We start from the raw sequence: 16,520 nt of genomic DNA on the forward strand, positions 1-16,520 counted from the left end.
TCTCGCATCCGACAGTCAAATATGATACTCTTCAGATCACTATGGAACAATATTTTTTTAGAGAGACATCTTTTAAACTTCTCATGCAAAAGCGAGTTGCGGATATATTGCTGGTCTGCAGCCCCTACGATAAATTTATGCTCGAAGAGGATGGAAGAATCGACGAGTTGCTGTTTCAGGAATATGTCAGCCTGAATCTTCGCTATCCACCGAAATTTACCCAAGCATCTTCCGCAAAAGACGCCTTTGCCATGCTCGAAAAACGCCATTTCGATCTGGTCATTACCATGTTGAACATCGGGGATTTGAATGCCATTGATCTCGCGAAACGGATTAAGGCCAAATATCCAAATAAACCCATCATTGTTCTTACACCGATCTCGACACGAGAAACGATGCAACGCCTTCACAATGAAGATATATCATCCATTGATTATATTTTCAGCTGGCAGGGTAATCCGAATATCCTTCTGGCAATGGTAAAATTGATAGAAGATAGAATGAATGTTGCCGACGATGTGGCTACTGCCGGGGTTCAGACAATCATTCTGGTAGAGGATTCGGTACGATACTATTCAAGCTATCTCCCCATGATCTATCAGACTCTTTTTAGTCAGGCCCGATGTCTCATGACCGAGGGACTCAACGAGTGGCAGCAAACCATGCGCATGAGGGGACGTCCGAAAATTCTCTTGGCAAGGAACTATGAAGAGGCTATAGCCCTTTATGAGGCCTACAAAAGCAATCTTCTCGGCATTATCACCGATGTTACGTACAAAAAAGAGGGAGTAATCGATCGTTCCGCCGGGCTTAAACTATGCGAACATATCCGGAAAGAAAATCGAGAACTCCCCATCCTTCTTCAGTCGAGTCACCAGGAGCATATAAAGGATGCCGAGAGCCATCAGACCTCCTTCATCTACAAACACTCCAAGGGATTGCTCAAAGAGCTGGAAGAGTATATCAGATCAAACTACGGCTTTGGAGACTTTGTCTTTCGGGATCCGGAAACCCAGGCTCCTATCATGCGAGCCCATGATCTCTGGGAGCTCCAACACCGCATCGCGGAAATTCCCGATGATTCTTTTGTTGCCCATGTGAATAACAACGATATATCGAAGTGGCTCAAAGCACGTGCGCTTTTTTCTCTTGCCGAATACCTCCGTCCCAAACAACTTTCGGATTTCGACCACGCACAAGAGCTTCGTGACTTTATCATTGGTGCGATAAAACAGTTTCGCACCCAGGAGGGACGCGGTACTATAGCCGAATTCCAGCGGGATCGGTTCGACGAGTTATCCCTATTCAGCAGGATCGGAAACGGCAGCCTGGGGGGCAAGGGCCGAGGTCTTGCCTTTATCGATTTACAGCTGAAACAGAAGCGGCTCAACATAAAATATCCCGGGGTTATCGTATCGATTCCCCGGACGGTCGTGTTGACCACCGAAATATTCGAAGAATTCATGGAGACAAACAGACTTTACGATATAGCCCTCTCCGATCACAGCGACAAAGAAATTCTCGAAGCATTTCTTACCGCAAAGCTGCCGGTAAAGATAAGCGAAGACCTTTCAGCCCTTCTTCAGGTGGTACACAAGCCCATAGCCGTCCGCTCTTCCAGTCTGTTGGAGGACAGCCACTACCAACCCTTTGCCGGTATTTACTCCACCTTTATGCTTCCAAACAACCACACAGATCTCTCTCGAAGATTTCAGGATCTTGCCGAAGCGATACGGTGCGTTTTTGCTTCGACCTACTACCAGGCAAGCAAAGACTACATGCGTGCTACAAACAATCTGGTTGAGGAAGAAAAGATGGCAGTCATTATCCAGGAAATAACCGGTTCCGTTCATAATGATCGTTGTTATCCTCATATTTCAGGTGTTGCCCGTAGTCTCAATTTCTACCCAATCGAAAATGAGAAACCGGAAGACGGGATCGTCAACATTGCGTTAGGCTTGGGGAAAACCGTTGTGGAGGGTGGGATCTCTCTTAGGTTCAGCCCCCGTTACCCCAAAAAGATTATTCAACTTTCCGATACCAAAACAGCCATGAAGGAGACTCAGAAAAGCTTTTTCGCCCTCTCCATGGATTCCGAATCCTTCTCTGTTACCCACAAAGAAGAATCCAACATCATCAGCCTGGAACTCTCCGCTGCAGAAGAGGATGGGATGCTGAAGAATCTCGCCTCCACCTACGACATGGAAAATCATATACTGCGGGACGGCAGCGGATACAAAGGCCCAAGGGTTCTTACCTTCTCCGGTATCCTCCGCTACGGCATGTTTCCCTTGGCCGACATCATTACGGAATTGCTGAAGATGGGTAAACAGGCCATGAACGTTCCCATTGAAATAGAGTTCGCCGTCAACCTAAAGCCGGTAGGAGGAAGGCTTCCGACCTTCAGCTTCCTACAAATCAGACCAATTGTCGAAAACGCAGAGGCCGAGGATCTGGTGATCGAAGAACCTGATCCCAAAACGGCTCTTGTCTTTAGCAACAAAGCGATGGGGAACGGTAACTACCGGGAAATTCGTGATTTCGTCTATATCAACCCGGACCGTTTCGATCCCTCCAAGACAAAGGAGATGGCAACAAGCATAGCCGAGATCAATGCAGCGTTGGATGATGAAGATAGGGGATACATTCTTGTGGTTCCCGGTCGACTCGGATCAAGCGACAGGTGGCTGGGTATCCCCATCAACTGGAGTCAAATATCCAATGCCCGGGTCATTGTGGAGTCGGGACTGAAAAATTTCAGGGTGGATCCGAGCCAGGGCACCCATTTTTTTCAGAACATCACAAGCCTGAGAAATGCCTACCTCACCATCAATCCCTTTATGGACGACGGACTTTTCAATGTCGAGCATCTCAACAAGATGAAAGCCGCCAAGGAGGATGAATTCCTGCGACACATACGCTTCTCATCCCCCCTAACGGTAAAGATCGACGGAAAGACCGGAAGGGGATTAATTACCCTTTAAGCCGGCGGTACTCCTTCAACCCCTCGTCGATAATATGAATAGCATTCGCGAGTGCTTCCCGATTTAAGACATAGGCGATTCTGATTTGATTCTTTCCCAGCCCCGGGCTTGCGTAAAATCCTGCGGCGGGAGCCACCATAGTGGTGGCTCCGTTTAGACGAAAATCACGGAGAAGCCACATGGCGAAGGCTTCCGCGTCCTCTACCGGAAGCTGAGCAATCAAGTAAAAGGCTCCTTCGGGTTTTTTGACCACAACGCCGTCGATCTTCGACAAGGCTTCAACAGCAAGGTCCCGGCGAAGCTTATATTCTGCCACAACATCCCGCAGGTATTCGGGTGGTGTATCCAAAGCCCGCTCGGCGGCAATTTGCTCAACAGCCGGAGGACAGAGGCGGGCCTGCCCGAACTTCATGACCAAAGAGTAGATATCAGGGTTTTTCGTCACCAAAGCCCCAATCCTTGCTCCACAGGCAGAGAAGCGCTTACTCACCGAGTCGATCATGATAGCGTGTTCTTCCAGCCCGGGAATGGAAAGAATCGAAGCAGGCTTTTCCTCTCCGTAGAAAAAATCGCGGTAGACCTCGTCGCTAAGCACAAAGAGATTGTGCCGTTTGGCGAAAGCAGCCAGCTGCTCAAGTTGCGGGCGGGTAAAAATGGCGCCGGTGGGGTTTCCCGGAGAGGTAATCAGAATTGCCCTACTCCGTTCAGTAATGACAGCCTCAAAAGCTTCGATAGAAGGAAGACGAAATCCATCGTCGATGGTGGCCGTAACAGGCACTATCGACGCCCCGGCCATAACGGCAAAACCGTTGTAATTGGTGTAATAGGGCTCGGCAATGATCAGTTCATCCCCCGGAGAGAGGACGGCCATCATGGCAAAAATCAAGGCTTCGCTTCCACCGGTGGTAACGAAGATATCGTCGGCACCGACATGAACACCAATAGTCCGATAGTAATCGACAAGTTTGCGCCTGTAACTTTCGACTCCTGGAGAAGGCCCGTAGGCAATAATATCCGGTGCCTCGGTGTAGGCCTTTACCATGGCATCCGGCGTTTTTATATCCGGCTGTCCAATATTGAGATGGTATACGGCAACGCCTGCCGCCTTGGCCGCATCGGCGTAAGGAGCCAATTTACGAATAGAGCTCTCTTGCATTTGATTGTTGCGGTTAGAAAGGGGCAGTGTTCCCATGAGTACCTCCGAAATCAAGTATGGTTAATGGAAAGAAAGCCTATCATAGCAAAATAATGGTGGTCAACGGAGCAGGGGCCCCGAAAAGCGGTCATATGAAAAGAAAATAGGAGCGATTGGTTCTCATTCTATGAAAAGGCGGGAAGGGTAACGGTAAAAACAGAGCCTTCACCAGGACGACTTTCTACAGAAAGATAGCCGTTACTTCGATCAAGAAACTCTTTACTCAGGATGAGTCCCAAGCCAGACCCCTCCTCCTGCTCCGTGCCTTTCGTATTTTGTCTCGAATCGATCTTAAAAAGCGATGCAAGCTGCTTTTCACTCATTCCGACACCGGAATCGCGGACAATGAGACGACAATCCTTTCCATTTTCTTCCCCGATTAGCTCAACCCGCCCGCCTCTGGGGGTAAATTTGACGGCATTGGAAAGCAAATTGCGAATAACAGTGTCCACGACACGGGCATCTGCATAGGCCCGGATATTCTCCGGTACCTTGTTTTCAACCGAGAGTTCTTTCGCTGCAATGTTAACCCCTAAAAGGCCGATGTTGTCCCGAACGGATGAGGCGAGTTCGACATCTTCGGGGACAAAAACAGCTGTTCCGGTCTGAACCCTTGACCACTGCAGCAAGTTTTCCAGGAGATCGAAGGCGTTTTTACTTGCAGTATGAATCCCTCCGATAAGCTCCTTGGCAGTTTCGGGGCTTAGCTCGTCGATTCCGTCCCGTAGATACTGACTCACCCCAAGCAGCGCGGTAAATGGACTACGAAGATCGTGGGCAATAATGGAAAAGAAGCGGTCCTTGGCGGCATTAGCCTCTTTCAACTTGCGTTCGGTAATTCGCAGATGCACATGGGTACGGACCCTGGCCAACAGCTCCGCGGCTTGAAACGGTTTTGTCAGATAGTCGACGGCACCAAGATCGAAACCACGTACAATACTTTCGGTGTCGTTTTTTGCCGTTAAGAAAATAACTGGAATATCGGCTGTCTCCGGATTTTCTTTCAGGAGCGAACAGACCGAAAACCCATCGAGATCTGGCATCATGATATCCAGCAGAATCAGATCGACGCCGCCTTCCCGTGCGACGCGTAAAGCTGTGTTACCATCGGTGGCAAAGGAAAAATGAAAATTTTCTTGTTTAAGGATTGCTCCTGCAAGTTGAATATTCCTGTATACATCATCGACAATCAGTATCCGCGAGGATTGGTACTCATCGTCCATCTATACCGTCCTTTCTACCGGAAATCTTACGCAAGCAATTTCTCCATTCGTTCTTGCAACGCCGTAACATCAATCGTAACTGTTGAAGATTTCCCCATAGGCTTTGCCATGACATCGGAAGCCCCCAACATTTTGGCTCTGCGAATATTTTCATCGTTTTCGTACATTGTTCCGCTTAAGATGATAACAGGTAGGCTTTTTAGAATTTCTCCCGACCGTTTTCTCGAACCGATCTCTTTTAAGGTAGCGAGCCCATCCATTTCCGGCATCTCAATATCCATAATCACGATATCCGGTTTTTCGGACAAAATTTTCTCAAGGCCGATCTTGCCGTTCTCCGCCAGCGAAATCTCCCATTTCCCACTTTTTTTAAATGCCCCTTCCAGTCCCGACCGGACAAGGAAAGAGTCATCGATTATCAATAATTTCTTTGCCATACCAATCTCCTAACCTTCGTTTTCAACTCAGGGAAGCCGCTATCCCAATGATCCCGGAAAGAACATCTTTATGAACATCGGGATATACTGCCCCTATGCTTTGACCAAGTAGTTGAGCGGCCTTCGCAAGAACCCCGGGTTTCGAGTGAAGAAAACAAACAGGCCCCTTGCGCTCCTCTTTGAGCCGCCGACACTGATTAAAAAGGTCCGCACTGCGAAGAAAGGCCTCCTCCGATATGTGCAGTTCGACTACAAGCACATCTTCCTTTTCTTCTTCGATTTCCAAACCGACCAGATTGCGTAGCTGGATCGGTTCCTCCACTTGCTCAACTCTGAACCAGGGAACCTGTTTCAGGAGAGTTCTCAGACGCTCTTCCATCTCATCAAGCAACACATAAAGAAGCTCGAAGGTGATCTCTTCATATTCGGCCTGAAGACGTAAAAGAGCGGTAACAAACTTCTCCAGATAGATGGCGACACGTCCCAATTCGTTTTCATCCAGCTGCACACCGAGGTCCCGCAGATCAAGGGCAAGCATTCCAAGATCAAGAAGCTGTTCAATACTCTTATCGCTATCTGCGAATTGTATCTCCCCGGCGAGCTCAACGGCTCGGCCGTAACTTCTTGCGAAACGCAGGAAAAGACCCTTTCCAGAAAGGAAATCCGCACTCTGTGTTACCTTGCCGTCTTTTGCTTCTACTTCTGCTTGTGCTTCAGCCTCTGTTTCTACTACTTCGGAGACCGCAGGGTCAGAAAGTGGTTCGGAAGCAGGGACCTTCTCGGCACTCCTTTTTCCTCCCTCCTCAAGTCGCCCCACCATTTGAGCAATATGATCATCAAAAGGTGCCGCATCCGCACGAGCAGCAATCTGCCCCAACAGATCAATAACCTCAAAGCTATGCTGCAGTATACCTTCCTCAAGAGGGGTCGTACCCTTCCTCACACCATCGAGGATAGATTCCAGAGCATGGCAAAGTCGGCCGACCGATTCGATACCGACCATATTGGCGTTTCCCTTAAGGGTGTGGAAAACACGAAAAAGGGCATTAAGCTGTTCGGTATCACCGTTTCCGTCCTCCAGGGCCAGGAGAATCGCTTCGCCGCTATTTAAAAGATCTAAGGCATCTTCGTAAAATTGCGACTGCAGGGAGGTAAGATCATCAAGCATGGTCTCCAGCCTCGTAGGTTTTTCGAGCCGTCTCTTTTAGCACCTTATTCCACCGTTCCCAGCGGGCGACGGACCCCTCGACAATTTCGACAATGTCATGTTCATCCTGAAACGGCTTCATGACAAAATCCAGCGCGCCACTTCCAAGAGAATCAATCACCCGCCCAAGAGTGGCGTCGGAGGTCATCATGACCACATGAGTCAAGGGATCGATCTTTTTGGCCTCCCGTAACAGGGTAATTCCATCCATTGTCGGCATGACGATATCAAGAATAAGAAGATGAATTTTCTCATGTTTGATAATCTCAAGGGCCTTGGGTGCACTATCCACCGTTTGTATATCCAGCATCTTCAGAGGAGACAAATAGGCCTTCAGAAGCGCCAGCACCATAGGGTCATCATCACAAATGATTGTTTTTACGATCATAACACTGTTTATCATAGATGCCGGTACACGCCATGTCAAATGACTCCACAGACATGATTATTTCTTTCCAAGTTGTTCGATCATATAAAGCTCGATATACCGGGTGAGTGGGTCCTTGCGTTTGATCTCCTTCAGAGCGTCCGATTCCGCAACTTTTTCCGCCAAATTTCTGATTCGATCCTGATCCGGAGGAGAAATGGAAAAGCCCCGTTTGAGGCTGCGCATAAAATCACGCACCATGGCATTGACATCTTCGATCAAGTCGGCTTTTGCCTGGGGCTCGACCAAGGGATTCCACGCCTCAATCAGCTCCTTCATATCGGTACGAAGATCCCCACCTTCTCCGACATACGCAACCTTCAGTGCATGAATTGCTTTCCGGTACTGCTGCAAGGCAGCCTCCCGTAATTTTTTTCCGGGAAGTGGGGTGGCGGCCTCTTGCCTTTCCGGCAGCTTGTGAAACCCCTCACCGATATCACTTTTATTACCCGTAGAACGAGGTTTCGGAGAGCTTTCGGAAGCGTGTTTATCGGCGCCGGAAAAGCGGGCATAAAGCTCCGCAGGGTCTTTAATCGAACCGGCCTTTGACCCCATCCCCCGGAATAAGCGCACCAGCATAACGCCAAGCCGACCGACGATAGGAATACTCTTCCACAGCGGGATAAGGGTTCTAGCCTCAAGCAGAACGGTCTTTCGGTCGAATCGAAGGATTTCATCGATGGGGATCAAAGCATTTTTCTTTACGTCCAGGAGCCGTTCGGTTTCGATGAAGACCTCTTTCGACGGCTTTGTCTCATGCAGAGTCATCAGCAAAAGCTCAAATTTGAGCAAGGCAAAGAGTAAGGGGTCACGATTCTTTACCCTAAGCCAAAGATCAGATTCCAAAGCCTCTCGCCGGATCATCTCAGGAACCTTTCGGAATTCTCCAAGATGCTCCGCCCATTCCCTGCTTACCTCTCTGCGGATATTCCGGCTGATTTCAACTACCTTTTTCAAGGTGAGTTGAAGCAGGCGATCCTTTGGAATATAGAATTCGTGGCCTGCGGCATCACGTATCCTGATGATGTCGGGAAGAGGCCCCGATTCTTTCAGCTCGGTACGCCGTTCAAGATAGGTTGCAAGCTCTTTTTGCTTTATGGTTCTGCTGACGGGAAAGCCCTTCGGATCCCTAAAACTGCTGATATCAAGAAAGGTATGGTAAAAAGGAGCACTTTTAATGCCCTTCTCCACCACCTGAAAGGCATGCTCTTTTTCCTGCTTTGTTCGCTTGTTTCCCTTAAAGAAAAGATTATACATCCCCACAAGGTATGAGGCTTGGCTGAAAGCGTGCTCTCGTTCGAGTTTTGTCTCTTTTTCACGAAAATCCTTCATAATAACGCTCATGAAATGAGACCAAAACTGAAAGGTAAAGTCATCCGGATCTTTGACAATGGAAAGGGCCGTATCACGCTGGGTAAGGATATTGTTGATCATATCCCTGATACTTCGCTCTTTCCCCGGAAAGGCCGCCAAGAGTCGATGGTTCACATAATCGACATTCTTTTTAATGGTTAAGTATTGACGCATCTTGGAAATACAGAGGTTCAGGAGCTTTTCTTCCGCCATCTCCGGTAAAAGGAGCATGGAACGGATTCCTTCGGGAAAGGTCAGCTTCAGTATCGGATGCTCTATCTTTACCTGGCCTCTGAGCAGATCGACAAACTCAGCCTTAACGTCAAGCACCTGGAGCACTTCTATTGGAAAAGAAAAGCGAAAACTTTCCTCACAAGGAAAGGGGCGATCGTTATCGGCCTCCATCTCCTCATAGGCCCCGCGAACAGCATATACAAAATAGCCAAGATAGTAGACGATCCGCCCTGCAGGCTCATTTTGAACAACCGCAATATTCTTAGCCTTCGCCTGATCCAGCAACTCCGAAAGCATAACAGGCGAATACGAGGAGAAATCGGTGAAATCCTGCTTTGTTTGGCGTACCTCGGTCGACCACTTTCCGATACCCCGCATCAGCGTGGCCAAAGCGATCGAAGCGGTACGTCGTTTGCGAGTATATGCGCGAAGCAGCTGCTCAAAATCGTTAAGGGCATTCATCGGTTTGCTGCCTCAAGTATAGGCCTGGAGAAGCCTTTTTGCAACAGAGATCGGATGACTACGCTCTTAGCCCTCCTCAAGGCGAAGAAACTCCGCCCATAAAGGATCCCCGGAGGGAGGATCCGCCGTGATGGTAATCCTATTCCGTTCCCCCACAGGATGGTCGAGGGAAACCTTTCTGGCATGAAGATGTATACCCCCATCCCGGTTACTCCGCGGATAACCGTATTTCAAGTCCCCACGGATTCGGCAACCGACAGCCGCCAACTGAGCACGGATCTGGTGATGCCGACCGGTAAGTAGCTCTATTTCCAATAGATAGTACCTGTTTGTCGCTCCGACAAGTCGATAACGCATTTTTGCCTCCTGACTATCGGCCGTTGGGGTATCGGAAGCAAAAGACTTGTTTTTCTTCCTGTCCCGGCGAAGATAGTGAACGAGGGTACCGGACTCTGCGGGAGGCATCTTGTCAACAACGGCCCAATAGATCTTTTCAACATGCTGCTCACGAAACGAAAGAGAAAGTCTCCTAAGGGCCTTTTCCGTACGGGCATACAGTACAACGCCACTTGTAGGCCGATCGAGGCGATGGGGAATTCCAAGGAAGACATTTCCCGGCTTGTTGTATTTCTCTCTCAGATATTCTTTTACCTCGTCGGCAAGTGTAGGATCGCCGCTCTTATCCCCCTGCACAATATCGCCGCACCGTTTATTCACCACAATCAAGTGATTATCTTCATATAACACTTCAGGCATCTTCCGCCTTCTTTTTTGCCTTTCTAAGCTTAAGGCTCTTTACTTCCTTAGTGGAAAGCCTGACTCCTCCGGCCTTCACGCTTTTCACCAAAAAATCGGAAACCCGAAAATTCTCCTCCAAAATTTTAAGGCGAGGCTTTGGTTTATAGTTCAGAACGATCTCCTGATCCTCACGAGTGGTAAAGGCAAGGGGCTTTGCACCCTCGGGCAAAAGATCGTAATCCTTCTCCAGGATAAACTGCTCAATGGTGCATCGCTTGATATAGAGATGCTTGGTTACCGTATCCTGATACACAATGGAAAAGTGACAGTCGGCCAGCTCTTCTTTGTCCGCGATACCGCAGTACATCAATCCCTTACCGACAAACATCTTTTCGGGAACATCGGTTACCCGGTAGGTTCCGTCTCCCCGAATAATCAGTACCCGATCGTACTGATTGACCGCAAAAAGAGAGTCGCCGCCTTTCAGATCGTAGCCAAGATACCCGGTCTTGGCGTCATAACGCAGATCAAGATCACGAGCGGCAACCTCACGAACATCCACCTTTTCAAAACGGCCCACCTTTGTCCGGCGGGGAAACCGTCCCGCGGTATCCTTCAGGACCCCCTCGATAAAACCGATAGCGTAAGCCACCAGATTTTTCAAATGATAACGGACCTCTTTCAGGCGTCCCTGCAACTCGGCCAATTCCTTACGTGCCTTTTCGATATCGTAGAGGCTGATTCGCCGGATCGGAATTTTCAGAAGCCGTTCCACATCCTCTTCCGTCACTTCCCGCGGAATCTCCTTCTTAAAGGGTTTAAATCCTTCGATAACCGCAGAAATCACCGTCTCTCGCGTCTTCATCTCTTCGATGCGTTTATAAATCCTCTCTTCGATGAAGATACGCTCCAGGGTTCTTGCATGGATCTTTTCCTTCAGATCGGCCTCTTCGACCTTCAGCTCCGCCTCAAGAACAGCCACAAGCTGGCGCGCATGGTAGCGAATCACCTCGGGGACGGTCATCTGGGTAGGCAATCCATCCTTTATGACAAGAAGGTTTACGCTGACCGAATATTCGCAGTCGGTGTAGGCAAAAAGGCTGTCTACCACCTCTTTGGTGTAAACACCTCTGGCAAGTTTGATTTCGATCTCGACCGCTTCACTGGTATAGTCGTTGATTTGACTGATTTTGACCCGCCCCTTTCGGGCCGCCGCCTCTATGGAAGCGATAAGGCTTTCGGTAGTAGTTCCAAAGGGAATTTCCTTAATGATGATCCGCTTCGGGTCCTTGGTGTCCAGCTTTGCCCGGATGAGGACTTTTCCAAGACCATCCTGATAATCGGAAACATCGACCAATCCGCCGTTTGGGAAATCAGGGAAAAGCTGAAAAGGCTCTCCTTTCAACTCGCTAACAACCGCCCGAAGCACCTCTTCAAAGTTATGGGGCAGGATCTTGGTCGACATACCAACGGCGATGCCCTCGGCGCCTTGAATGAGAAGCACGGGAATCTTTGAGGGAAAGACTACAGGCTCACGGTTCCGGCCATCATAGCTGTCCACATACTCTGTTACCTGAGGGCTGTAGAGCACCTTCTTCGCAAAGGGCAGGATACGGCATTCGATATATCGGGCGGCGGACGCCTCGTCTCCTGTTATGGGATTACCGAAATTTCCCTGCTTGTCGATGAATAGATCCTTATTGGCAAGCACAACCAATGCAGAATAGATGCTTGCATCTCCGTGAGGATGATACTTCATGCAGTGCCCAACAATATTGGCCACCTTGTGGAATTTCCCGTCGTCGACCTCAAAGAGCGAATGAAGAATACGCCGCTGTACCGGCTTAAGACCGTCGCCGATATCGGGAATGGCCCGATCCTTGATGACATAGGATGCATACTCGAGGAAGTTACGATTGAAGAGGGTCTTTACATAGCTCATTTAGATCAAATTCTCCATGATAAAGCTTCGGCGATGCGGGGTATTTTTCCCCATGTAAAATTCCAGGGTATCGGGGATGGTTTGGAGGCTCTTGATGCTGACATTCACCAGACGCATATCCTCCCCGATGAATTGTCCGAATTCACTTGGGCTGATCTCTCCAAGCCCTTTAAAGCGGGTGACCTCATGGTTGGAAAGAGAACCCATGGCCTCGTCCCGCTCTTTAAGGTTATAGCAATATCGTGTCTCTTTTTTATTTCGTACCCGAAAAATGGGTGTTTCGAGAATGAAAACCCGTCCCTGATGCACAAGTTCCTCGAAATAGTTGAGGAAAAAGGTAAGAAGCAGATTACGAATATGAAAACCGTCGTGATCGGCATCGGTTGCAATGACAATCTTTGCATAGCGCAGTTCCGCGACATCGTTCTCTATGCCCAGGGCCATCATCATATTGTATAGTTCTTCATTTTTGTAGAGATCGGCTTTTTTCTTTCCCCATGTATTTTGCGGCTTTCCCCTAAGACTGAAAATTGCCTGATGGTAGACATCCCGGCTGGATACCATGGCTCCGGTGGCTGAAGCACCCTCGGTAAGAAAGATCATCGTTTCATCGCCCTCTTTGTCCCCGAGGTGATATTTGCAATCCTTCAGCTTCGGAATTTTAAGAGCGATTTTCTTGGCTGCCTCCCGAGCCTCCTTTTTTACCGAATTAAGCTCTTTACGCAGCCGTTCGTTGTTTCGGATCTTGTCCTCAAGTTTTTTTGCGGCTTCCTGATCCTTATGGAGAAAATCGGCCACCGCATCTTTGACCTCATTAACGATCCAGCCCCGGACCTCGGTGTTACCCAACTTGTTTTTTGTCTGGCTCTCAAAGACGGGATTCATCAACTTAACGGCGATAGCCCCGGCAATACCCTCACGGACATCGACTCCCGAGTAATTTTTCTTGTAAAACTCGTTCACCCCTTTTAGAAGCCCCTCTCGAAAGGCGCTCTGATGGGTCCCCCCGTCGCTGGTATACTGGCCGTTGACAAAAGAGAAGTAGGTTTCTCCGTAGGTCTCCGTATGGGTAAAAGCAAATTCCAGTTTTTCGCCACGATAGTAGCCAATCTCGTAAAGGGTCTTCTCCCCGATTTCCGAAGCGAGGAGGTCGAGAAGGCCTTTTTCACTTTTGAATCGCTTCTTGTTGAATTCGAGGGTCAGTCCCGCATTTAGGCAGGCATAGTTCCACATCCGCTGTTCGACGAATTCCTGATTGAATAGATAATCACCAAAGATATCGGGATCCGCTTCGAATTCCGTATAGGTCCCGTTTTTTTCCTTCGGGGCCTTTCCTTTTTTCTGGCTTTTCAGCTCTCCTCGTTCAAATATTGCTTCAAAATAGGCACCGTTCCGAAAACTTACCACCCGAAAGCGTTTTGAAAGTGCGTTTACGGCCTTGGTACCGACCCCATTTAAACCCACAGAAAACTGGAAGACCTCATCATTGTATTTTGCTCCGGTATTGATAATCGAAACACACTCAATCACCTTACCAAGAGGAATTCCACGTCCGAAATCTCTCACCCGGACAACATTATCGGCAAGCTGAACCTTTATGAGATTTCCGGATCCCATAATATATTCATCGATACTATTGTCGATGATCTCTTTCAGAAGAATATAGATACCGTCGTCAAAGTTACTGCCGTCGCCGAGCCGGCCGATGTACATCCCGGTTCTCAGCCTAATATGCTCGAGGCTAGATAGTGTTTTTATCTTACTTTCGTCATAACTAGTAGATTTCTTCGCCATGAGTGCATTTGTATCACGTTTTTTCGTTGTTTCAAAGTAGTGATGAAAAACGGTCCTGCATAATTCGGTGAAAGAGGCGGAGATTTTCAATGAGCCGACGAAACTCATCTTCGCTGCATAGCCCTGCAGCAAGCTGTTCCTCACAACCCCGGATCATTCCCGCAAGGGCGCCCTCTCCAACGGCACTCACATAATTACACATAGAATGCATCAGATTGCATAGCAGGTCCTTGTCCGGAGGTGTCTGGCTCAATTCTTTTTCAAAGGCAAAGAGCAGCTGTGGAAACTCTTTCACAAAAAGGGAGGCCATCTCCTTAAGATATTCCCTGTCCCTGCCGGAAGCCAACTTGATCTTTTCGAAAAACCGATCGACGAGGGCTTCATAATCGGCCTCTCCCAACTCTCCACATCCATACTCTTTGGAAGAGGAAGAAGAGACGGTACGAAGTGCCCCCGCAAGGCAGGAATAAAGCCGACTTCGGGAAACCGGCTTTATCAAGACTGCGACATAGCCCGAATCAAGCAGTTTTTTCTGTTCCTCCTCACTGATCCAGGCAGTGACTGCAAGGACAGGAATATCGGGGGAACAGAGCGTACGTGTCTCCTGCAATAAATCGACTCCCTCCGATCCAGGCATTTTTATATCAAGAATCACGGCATCGGGACAGGCAGCTCCGGCAGCGGCAAGGGCCTCTCCACCATCCCTCGCTTCAACGACCCGGCAGCCGGCATCACGTAGAGCCCAGCCAATGGAAAGACGATGCAATTTATTATCGTCTGCAAGGAGAATACGAGGCATGGCGTTTTCCAGAAACTGGGAATCGCCCTTTTCCAAGGAAGGAATATCCTCACAAACATCATCGGGAAAATCCTGTTCCGGATGTATCAGATCAAGATGGATACTGAATATCGCCCCGGATTCCGGGTCACTATGGACCTCTATCTTTCCACCCATGGCATCGACGATCCGTTTTACCACCGCAAGGCCTAGACCACTTCCTTCCCTCCTCTGCTGATCAGGACTTGAAGAGCGGGTAAAAAAGTCAAACAAGGTTCCCTGCACATCATCCGGAATACCATTACCGGTATCGGAAACCGAGAAAACCAGGGCCTGGCGGCCTTTCTCAGGAAAAAGTGGAGTATCTTGCTCTACGGAAAACAAGACCCGTCCCTGGTCGGTATACTTAACGGCATTACCGATAAGATTGTAAAAAATCTGGCGAAGCCGTAATGTATCGCCCAAAAGCAGGGTAGGAACGCCTGGAGCCACACGAACTTCCAATTTCAAACCCTTTGCCCTGGCCAAAGGTTCCATTAAACGACGAACAGGGCCCACAAGATCCTTCCCAAGGTGAAAGGCGGAAGCCTTAATATCGGGGAAAAAGCCATTCATATTGGTAACCCCGACAAGGTCGTCGACCAAGGCCAAAAGAGTCTGAGCAGCATCACGAAGGAGAGAAAGTTCTTCATGCACTCCTGGGGCACGACCGGATGAAAGGAGAGCATCCACAACCCCAAGCATGCCGGAGAGGGGAGTCCTCAGCTCATGCGTCACGGTTCCAAGAAATACGCCTTTCTGAAGTTCGGCAGAGGCAGCTTTCTGTCGGACCTCCAAGAGTTCAAGCTCTCTTACCTTATAGTCGGTAACATCGTTTCCGATGGAAAGGAAGCCATAACAGCGTCCTTCGGTATCATAAAGGGGACGATTCGACCAGGAAATGTAGAGATGTTCGCCCAATCTGGTAACACTCTCTTCGATGGTTTTGCCGTCGCAGCACTGATCGGGCACCTTTCGAAAAAAGTCATCGCTTTTTTTATCCGAAACGATGGTTCCGACGGCATTCTTGTGATAAAGCTCATCCATGGTGTAGCCAAACAGATCAAGGCCAAAATGATTCATGAAAAGAATTTGTCCCGAGAGATCAACCTTTACGATGATCGAAGCAGCCTGCTCTACAATCCTGTGATACTCCTCTTCACGTTCCTGGAGGGCTTCGACCATCCGCCGTTCATCGGTAACAACCCTACCGCAACCGACGGTCCCTATGATCTCTCCGGCTTCATCGCGAAAGGGAGCCTTGTAGACATCCAGAAAGAGGAACTCACCACGGACATTCCCGAACTCGTCAAAGCGCCCCGCCTGTGCGGTCTGACGAACCACAAGATCGCTGTCCCGGCATATCTCTCCGAAGGTATGCCAATCAGACTGTTCAGGATGATTTTTTCGTTCACGCAGAGCAAAAAACATGTCGGTTTTTCCGATCGGCTCATTGGTATCACGGGCACAAAGAAGTTTATCGCACATTGCCTGATTAACGAAAAGAAAGCGGTTGTTCAAATCCTTTGCCCAGAGCAGGTCGGGAACATTGTCACACATGAGACGCAACATTCGAGCATACGGAGAATCAAAAACCCCGTGGGCTTCCCGAACAAAAGATGATAAACTGTCAAGAAAATTTTCGTTCTTATCCATGAATACCATTATCCGTTAGGAAGTATAAGGGGACGAATCACAGGACTCAAC

At 48.8% G+C, this 16,520-nt stretch carries 11 protein-coding genes; 1 reads left to right on the forward strand and 10 read right to left on the reverse strand.

Annotated elements, in window-relative coordinates; genetic code table 11:
* The first annotated feature begins 41 nt into the window (after nt 1-41).
* Nucleotides 42-2,984, forward strand: a complete 2,943-nt coding sequence (locus tag SPIRS_RS20130; protein ID WP_013256537.1) for a PEP/pyruvate-binding domain-containing protein — start codon at nt 42-44, stop codon at nt 2,982-2,984.
* Here SPIRS_RS20130 and SPIRS_RS20135 read toward each other — a convergent pair.
* The 10 genes from SPIRS_RS20135 to SPIRS_RS20180 all read right to left on the reverse strand — a co-directional run bounded on the left by SPIRS_RS20135 (nt 2,974) and on the right by SPIRS_RS20180 (nt 16,469).
* Entirely contained in the window at nt 2,974-4,176 is a 1,203-nt protein-coding gene (locus tag SPIRS_RS20135; protein ID WP_013256538.1) for a pyridoxal phosphate-dependent aminotransferase, read from the reverse strand. The genes SPIRS_RS20130 and SPIRS_RS20135 overlap by 11 nt on opposite strands.
* Before the next feature lie 128 nt (nt 4,177-4,304).
* Nucleotides 4,305-5,402 carry a hybrid sensor histidine kinase/response regulator gene (locus SPIRS_RS20140; protein ID WP_013256539.1) on the reverse strand — a complete coding sequence of 366 codons (1,098 nt, stop codon included), beginning with the start codon at nt 5,400-5,402 and terminating at the stop codon, nt 4,305-4,307.
* 26 nt (nt 5,403-5,428) lie between these two features.
* Entirely contained in the window at nt 5,429-5,839 is a 411-nt protein-coding gene (locus SPIRS_RS20145) for a response regulator (protein ID WP_013256540.1), read from the reverse strand.
* 22 nt (nt 5,840-5,861) lie between these two features.
* Nucleotides 5,862-7,007, reverse strand: coding sequence for an Hpt domain-containing protein (locus SPIRS_RS20150; protein ID WP_013256541.1), 1,146 nt, complete (start codon nt 7,005-7,007; stop codon nt 5,862-5,864).
* Nucleotides 7,000-7,434: a response regulator gene (locus SPIRS_RS20155; RefSeq protein ID WP_245537639.1), complete on the reverse strand. Its 435-nt coding sequence runs from the start codon at nt 7,432-7,434 to the stop codon at nt 7,000-7,002. The genes SPIRS_RS20150 and SPIRS_RS20155 overlap by 8 nt, the downstream gene beginning before the upstream one ends.
* A 57-nt stretch (nt 7,435-7,491) precedes the next feature.
* Nucleotides 7,492-9,522 carry a hypothetical protein gene (locus SPIRS_RS20160; RefSeq protein ID WP_013256543.1) on the reverse strand — a complete coding sequence of 677 codons (2,031 nt, stop codon included), beginning with the start codon at nt 9,520-9,522 and terminating at the stop codon, nt 7,492-7,494.
* Nucleotides 9,523-9,588: 66 nt separating this feature from the next.
* Nucleotides 9,589-10,278, reverse strand: coding sequence for an RluA family pseudouridine synthase (locus SPIRS_RS20165; protein ID WP_013256544.1), 690 nt, complete (start codon nt 10,276-10,278; stop codon nt 9,589-9,591).
* Nucleotides 10,271-12,202, reverse strand: a complete 1,932-nt coding sequence (locus SPIRS_RS20170) for a DNA topoisomerase IV subunit A (protein ID WP_013256545.1) — start codon at nt 12,200-12,202, stop codon at nt 10,271-10,273. The genes SPIRS_RS20165 and SPIRS_RS20170 overlap by 8 nt, the downstream gene beginning before the upstream one ends.
* Nucleotides 12,203-13,996 carry a DNA topoisomerase IV subunit B gene (locus tag SPIRS_RS20175; protein ID WP_013256546.1) on the reverse strand — a complete coding sequence of 598 codons (1,794 nt, stop codon included), beginning with the start codon at nt 13,994-13,996 and terminating at the stop codon, nt 12,203-12,205.
* A 31-nt stretch (nt 13,997-14,027) separates the two neighbouring features.
* A complete protein-coding gene (locus SPIRS_RS20180; protein WP_013256547.1) occupies nt 14,028-16,469 on the reverse strand; it encodes a hybrid sensor histidine kinase/response regulator in 2,442 nt (813 codons plus the stop codon).
* Nucleotides 16,470-16,520: the final 51 nt, after the last annotated feature.

This window comes from Sediminispirochaeta smaragdinae DSM 11293, from assembly GCF_000143985.1.
Taxonomy (GTDB): domain Bacteria; phylum Spirochaetota; class Spirochaetia; order DSM-16054; family Sediminispirochaetaceae; genus Sediminispirochaeta; species Sediminispirochaeta smaragdinae.

Bases quoted from the DNA above. Each gene is read 5' to 3' on its own strand.
- SPIRS_RS20130 (WP_013256537.1), top strand. From the start codon at position 42: ATGGAACAATATTTTTTTAGAGAGACATCTTTTAAACTTCTCATGCAA.
- SPIRS_RS20135 (WP_013256538.1), bottom strand. From the start codon at position 4,176: ATGGGAACACTGCCCCTTTCTAACCGCAACAATCAAATGCAAGAGAGC.
- SPIRS_RS20140 (WP_013256539.1), bottom strand. From the start codon at position 5,402: ATGGACGATGAGTACCAATCCTCGCGGATACTGATTGTCGATGATGTA.
- SPIRS_RS20145 (WP_013256540.1), bottom strand. From the start codon at position 5,839: ATGGCAAAGAAATTATTGATAATCGATGACTCTTTCCTTGTCCGGTCG.
- SPIRS_RS20150 (WP_013256541.1), bottom strand. From the start codon at position 7,007: ATGCTTGATGATCTTACCTCCCTGCAGTCGCAATTTTACGAAGATGCC.
- SPIRS_RS20155 (WP_245537639.1), bottom strand. From the start codon at position 7,434: ATGATCGTAAAAACAATCATTTGTGATGATGACCCTATGGTGCTGGCG.
- SPIRS_RS20160 (WP_013256543.1), bottom strand. From the start codon at position 9,522: ATGAATGCCCTTAACGATTTTGAGCAGCTGCTTCGCGCATATACTCGC.
- SPIRS_RS20165 (WP_013256544.1), bottom strand. From the start codon at position 10,278: ATGCCTGAAGTGTTATATGAAGATAATCACTTGATTGTGGTGAATAAA.
- SPIRS_RS20170 (WP_013256545.1), bottom strand. From the start codon at position 12,202: ATGAGCTATGTAAAGACCCTCTTCAATCGTAACTTCCTCGAGTATGCA.
- SPIRS_RS20175 (WP_013256546.1), bottom strand. From the start codon at position 13,996: ATGGCGAAGAAATCTACTAGTTATGACGAAAGTAAGATAAAAACACTA.
- SPIRS_RS20180 (WP_013256547.1), bottom strand. From the start codon at position 16,469: ATGGATAAGAACGAAAATTTTCTTGACAGTTTATCATCTTTTGTTCGG.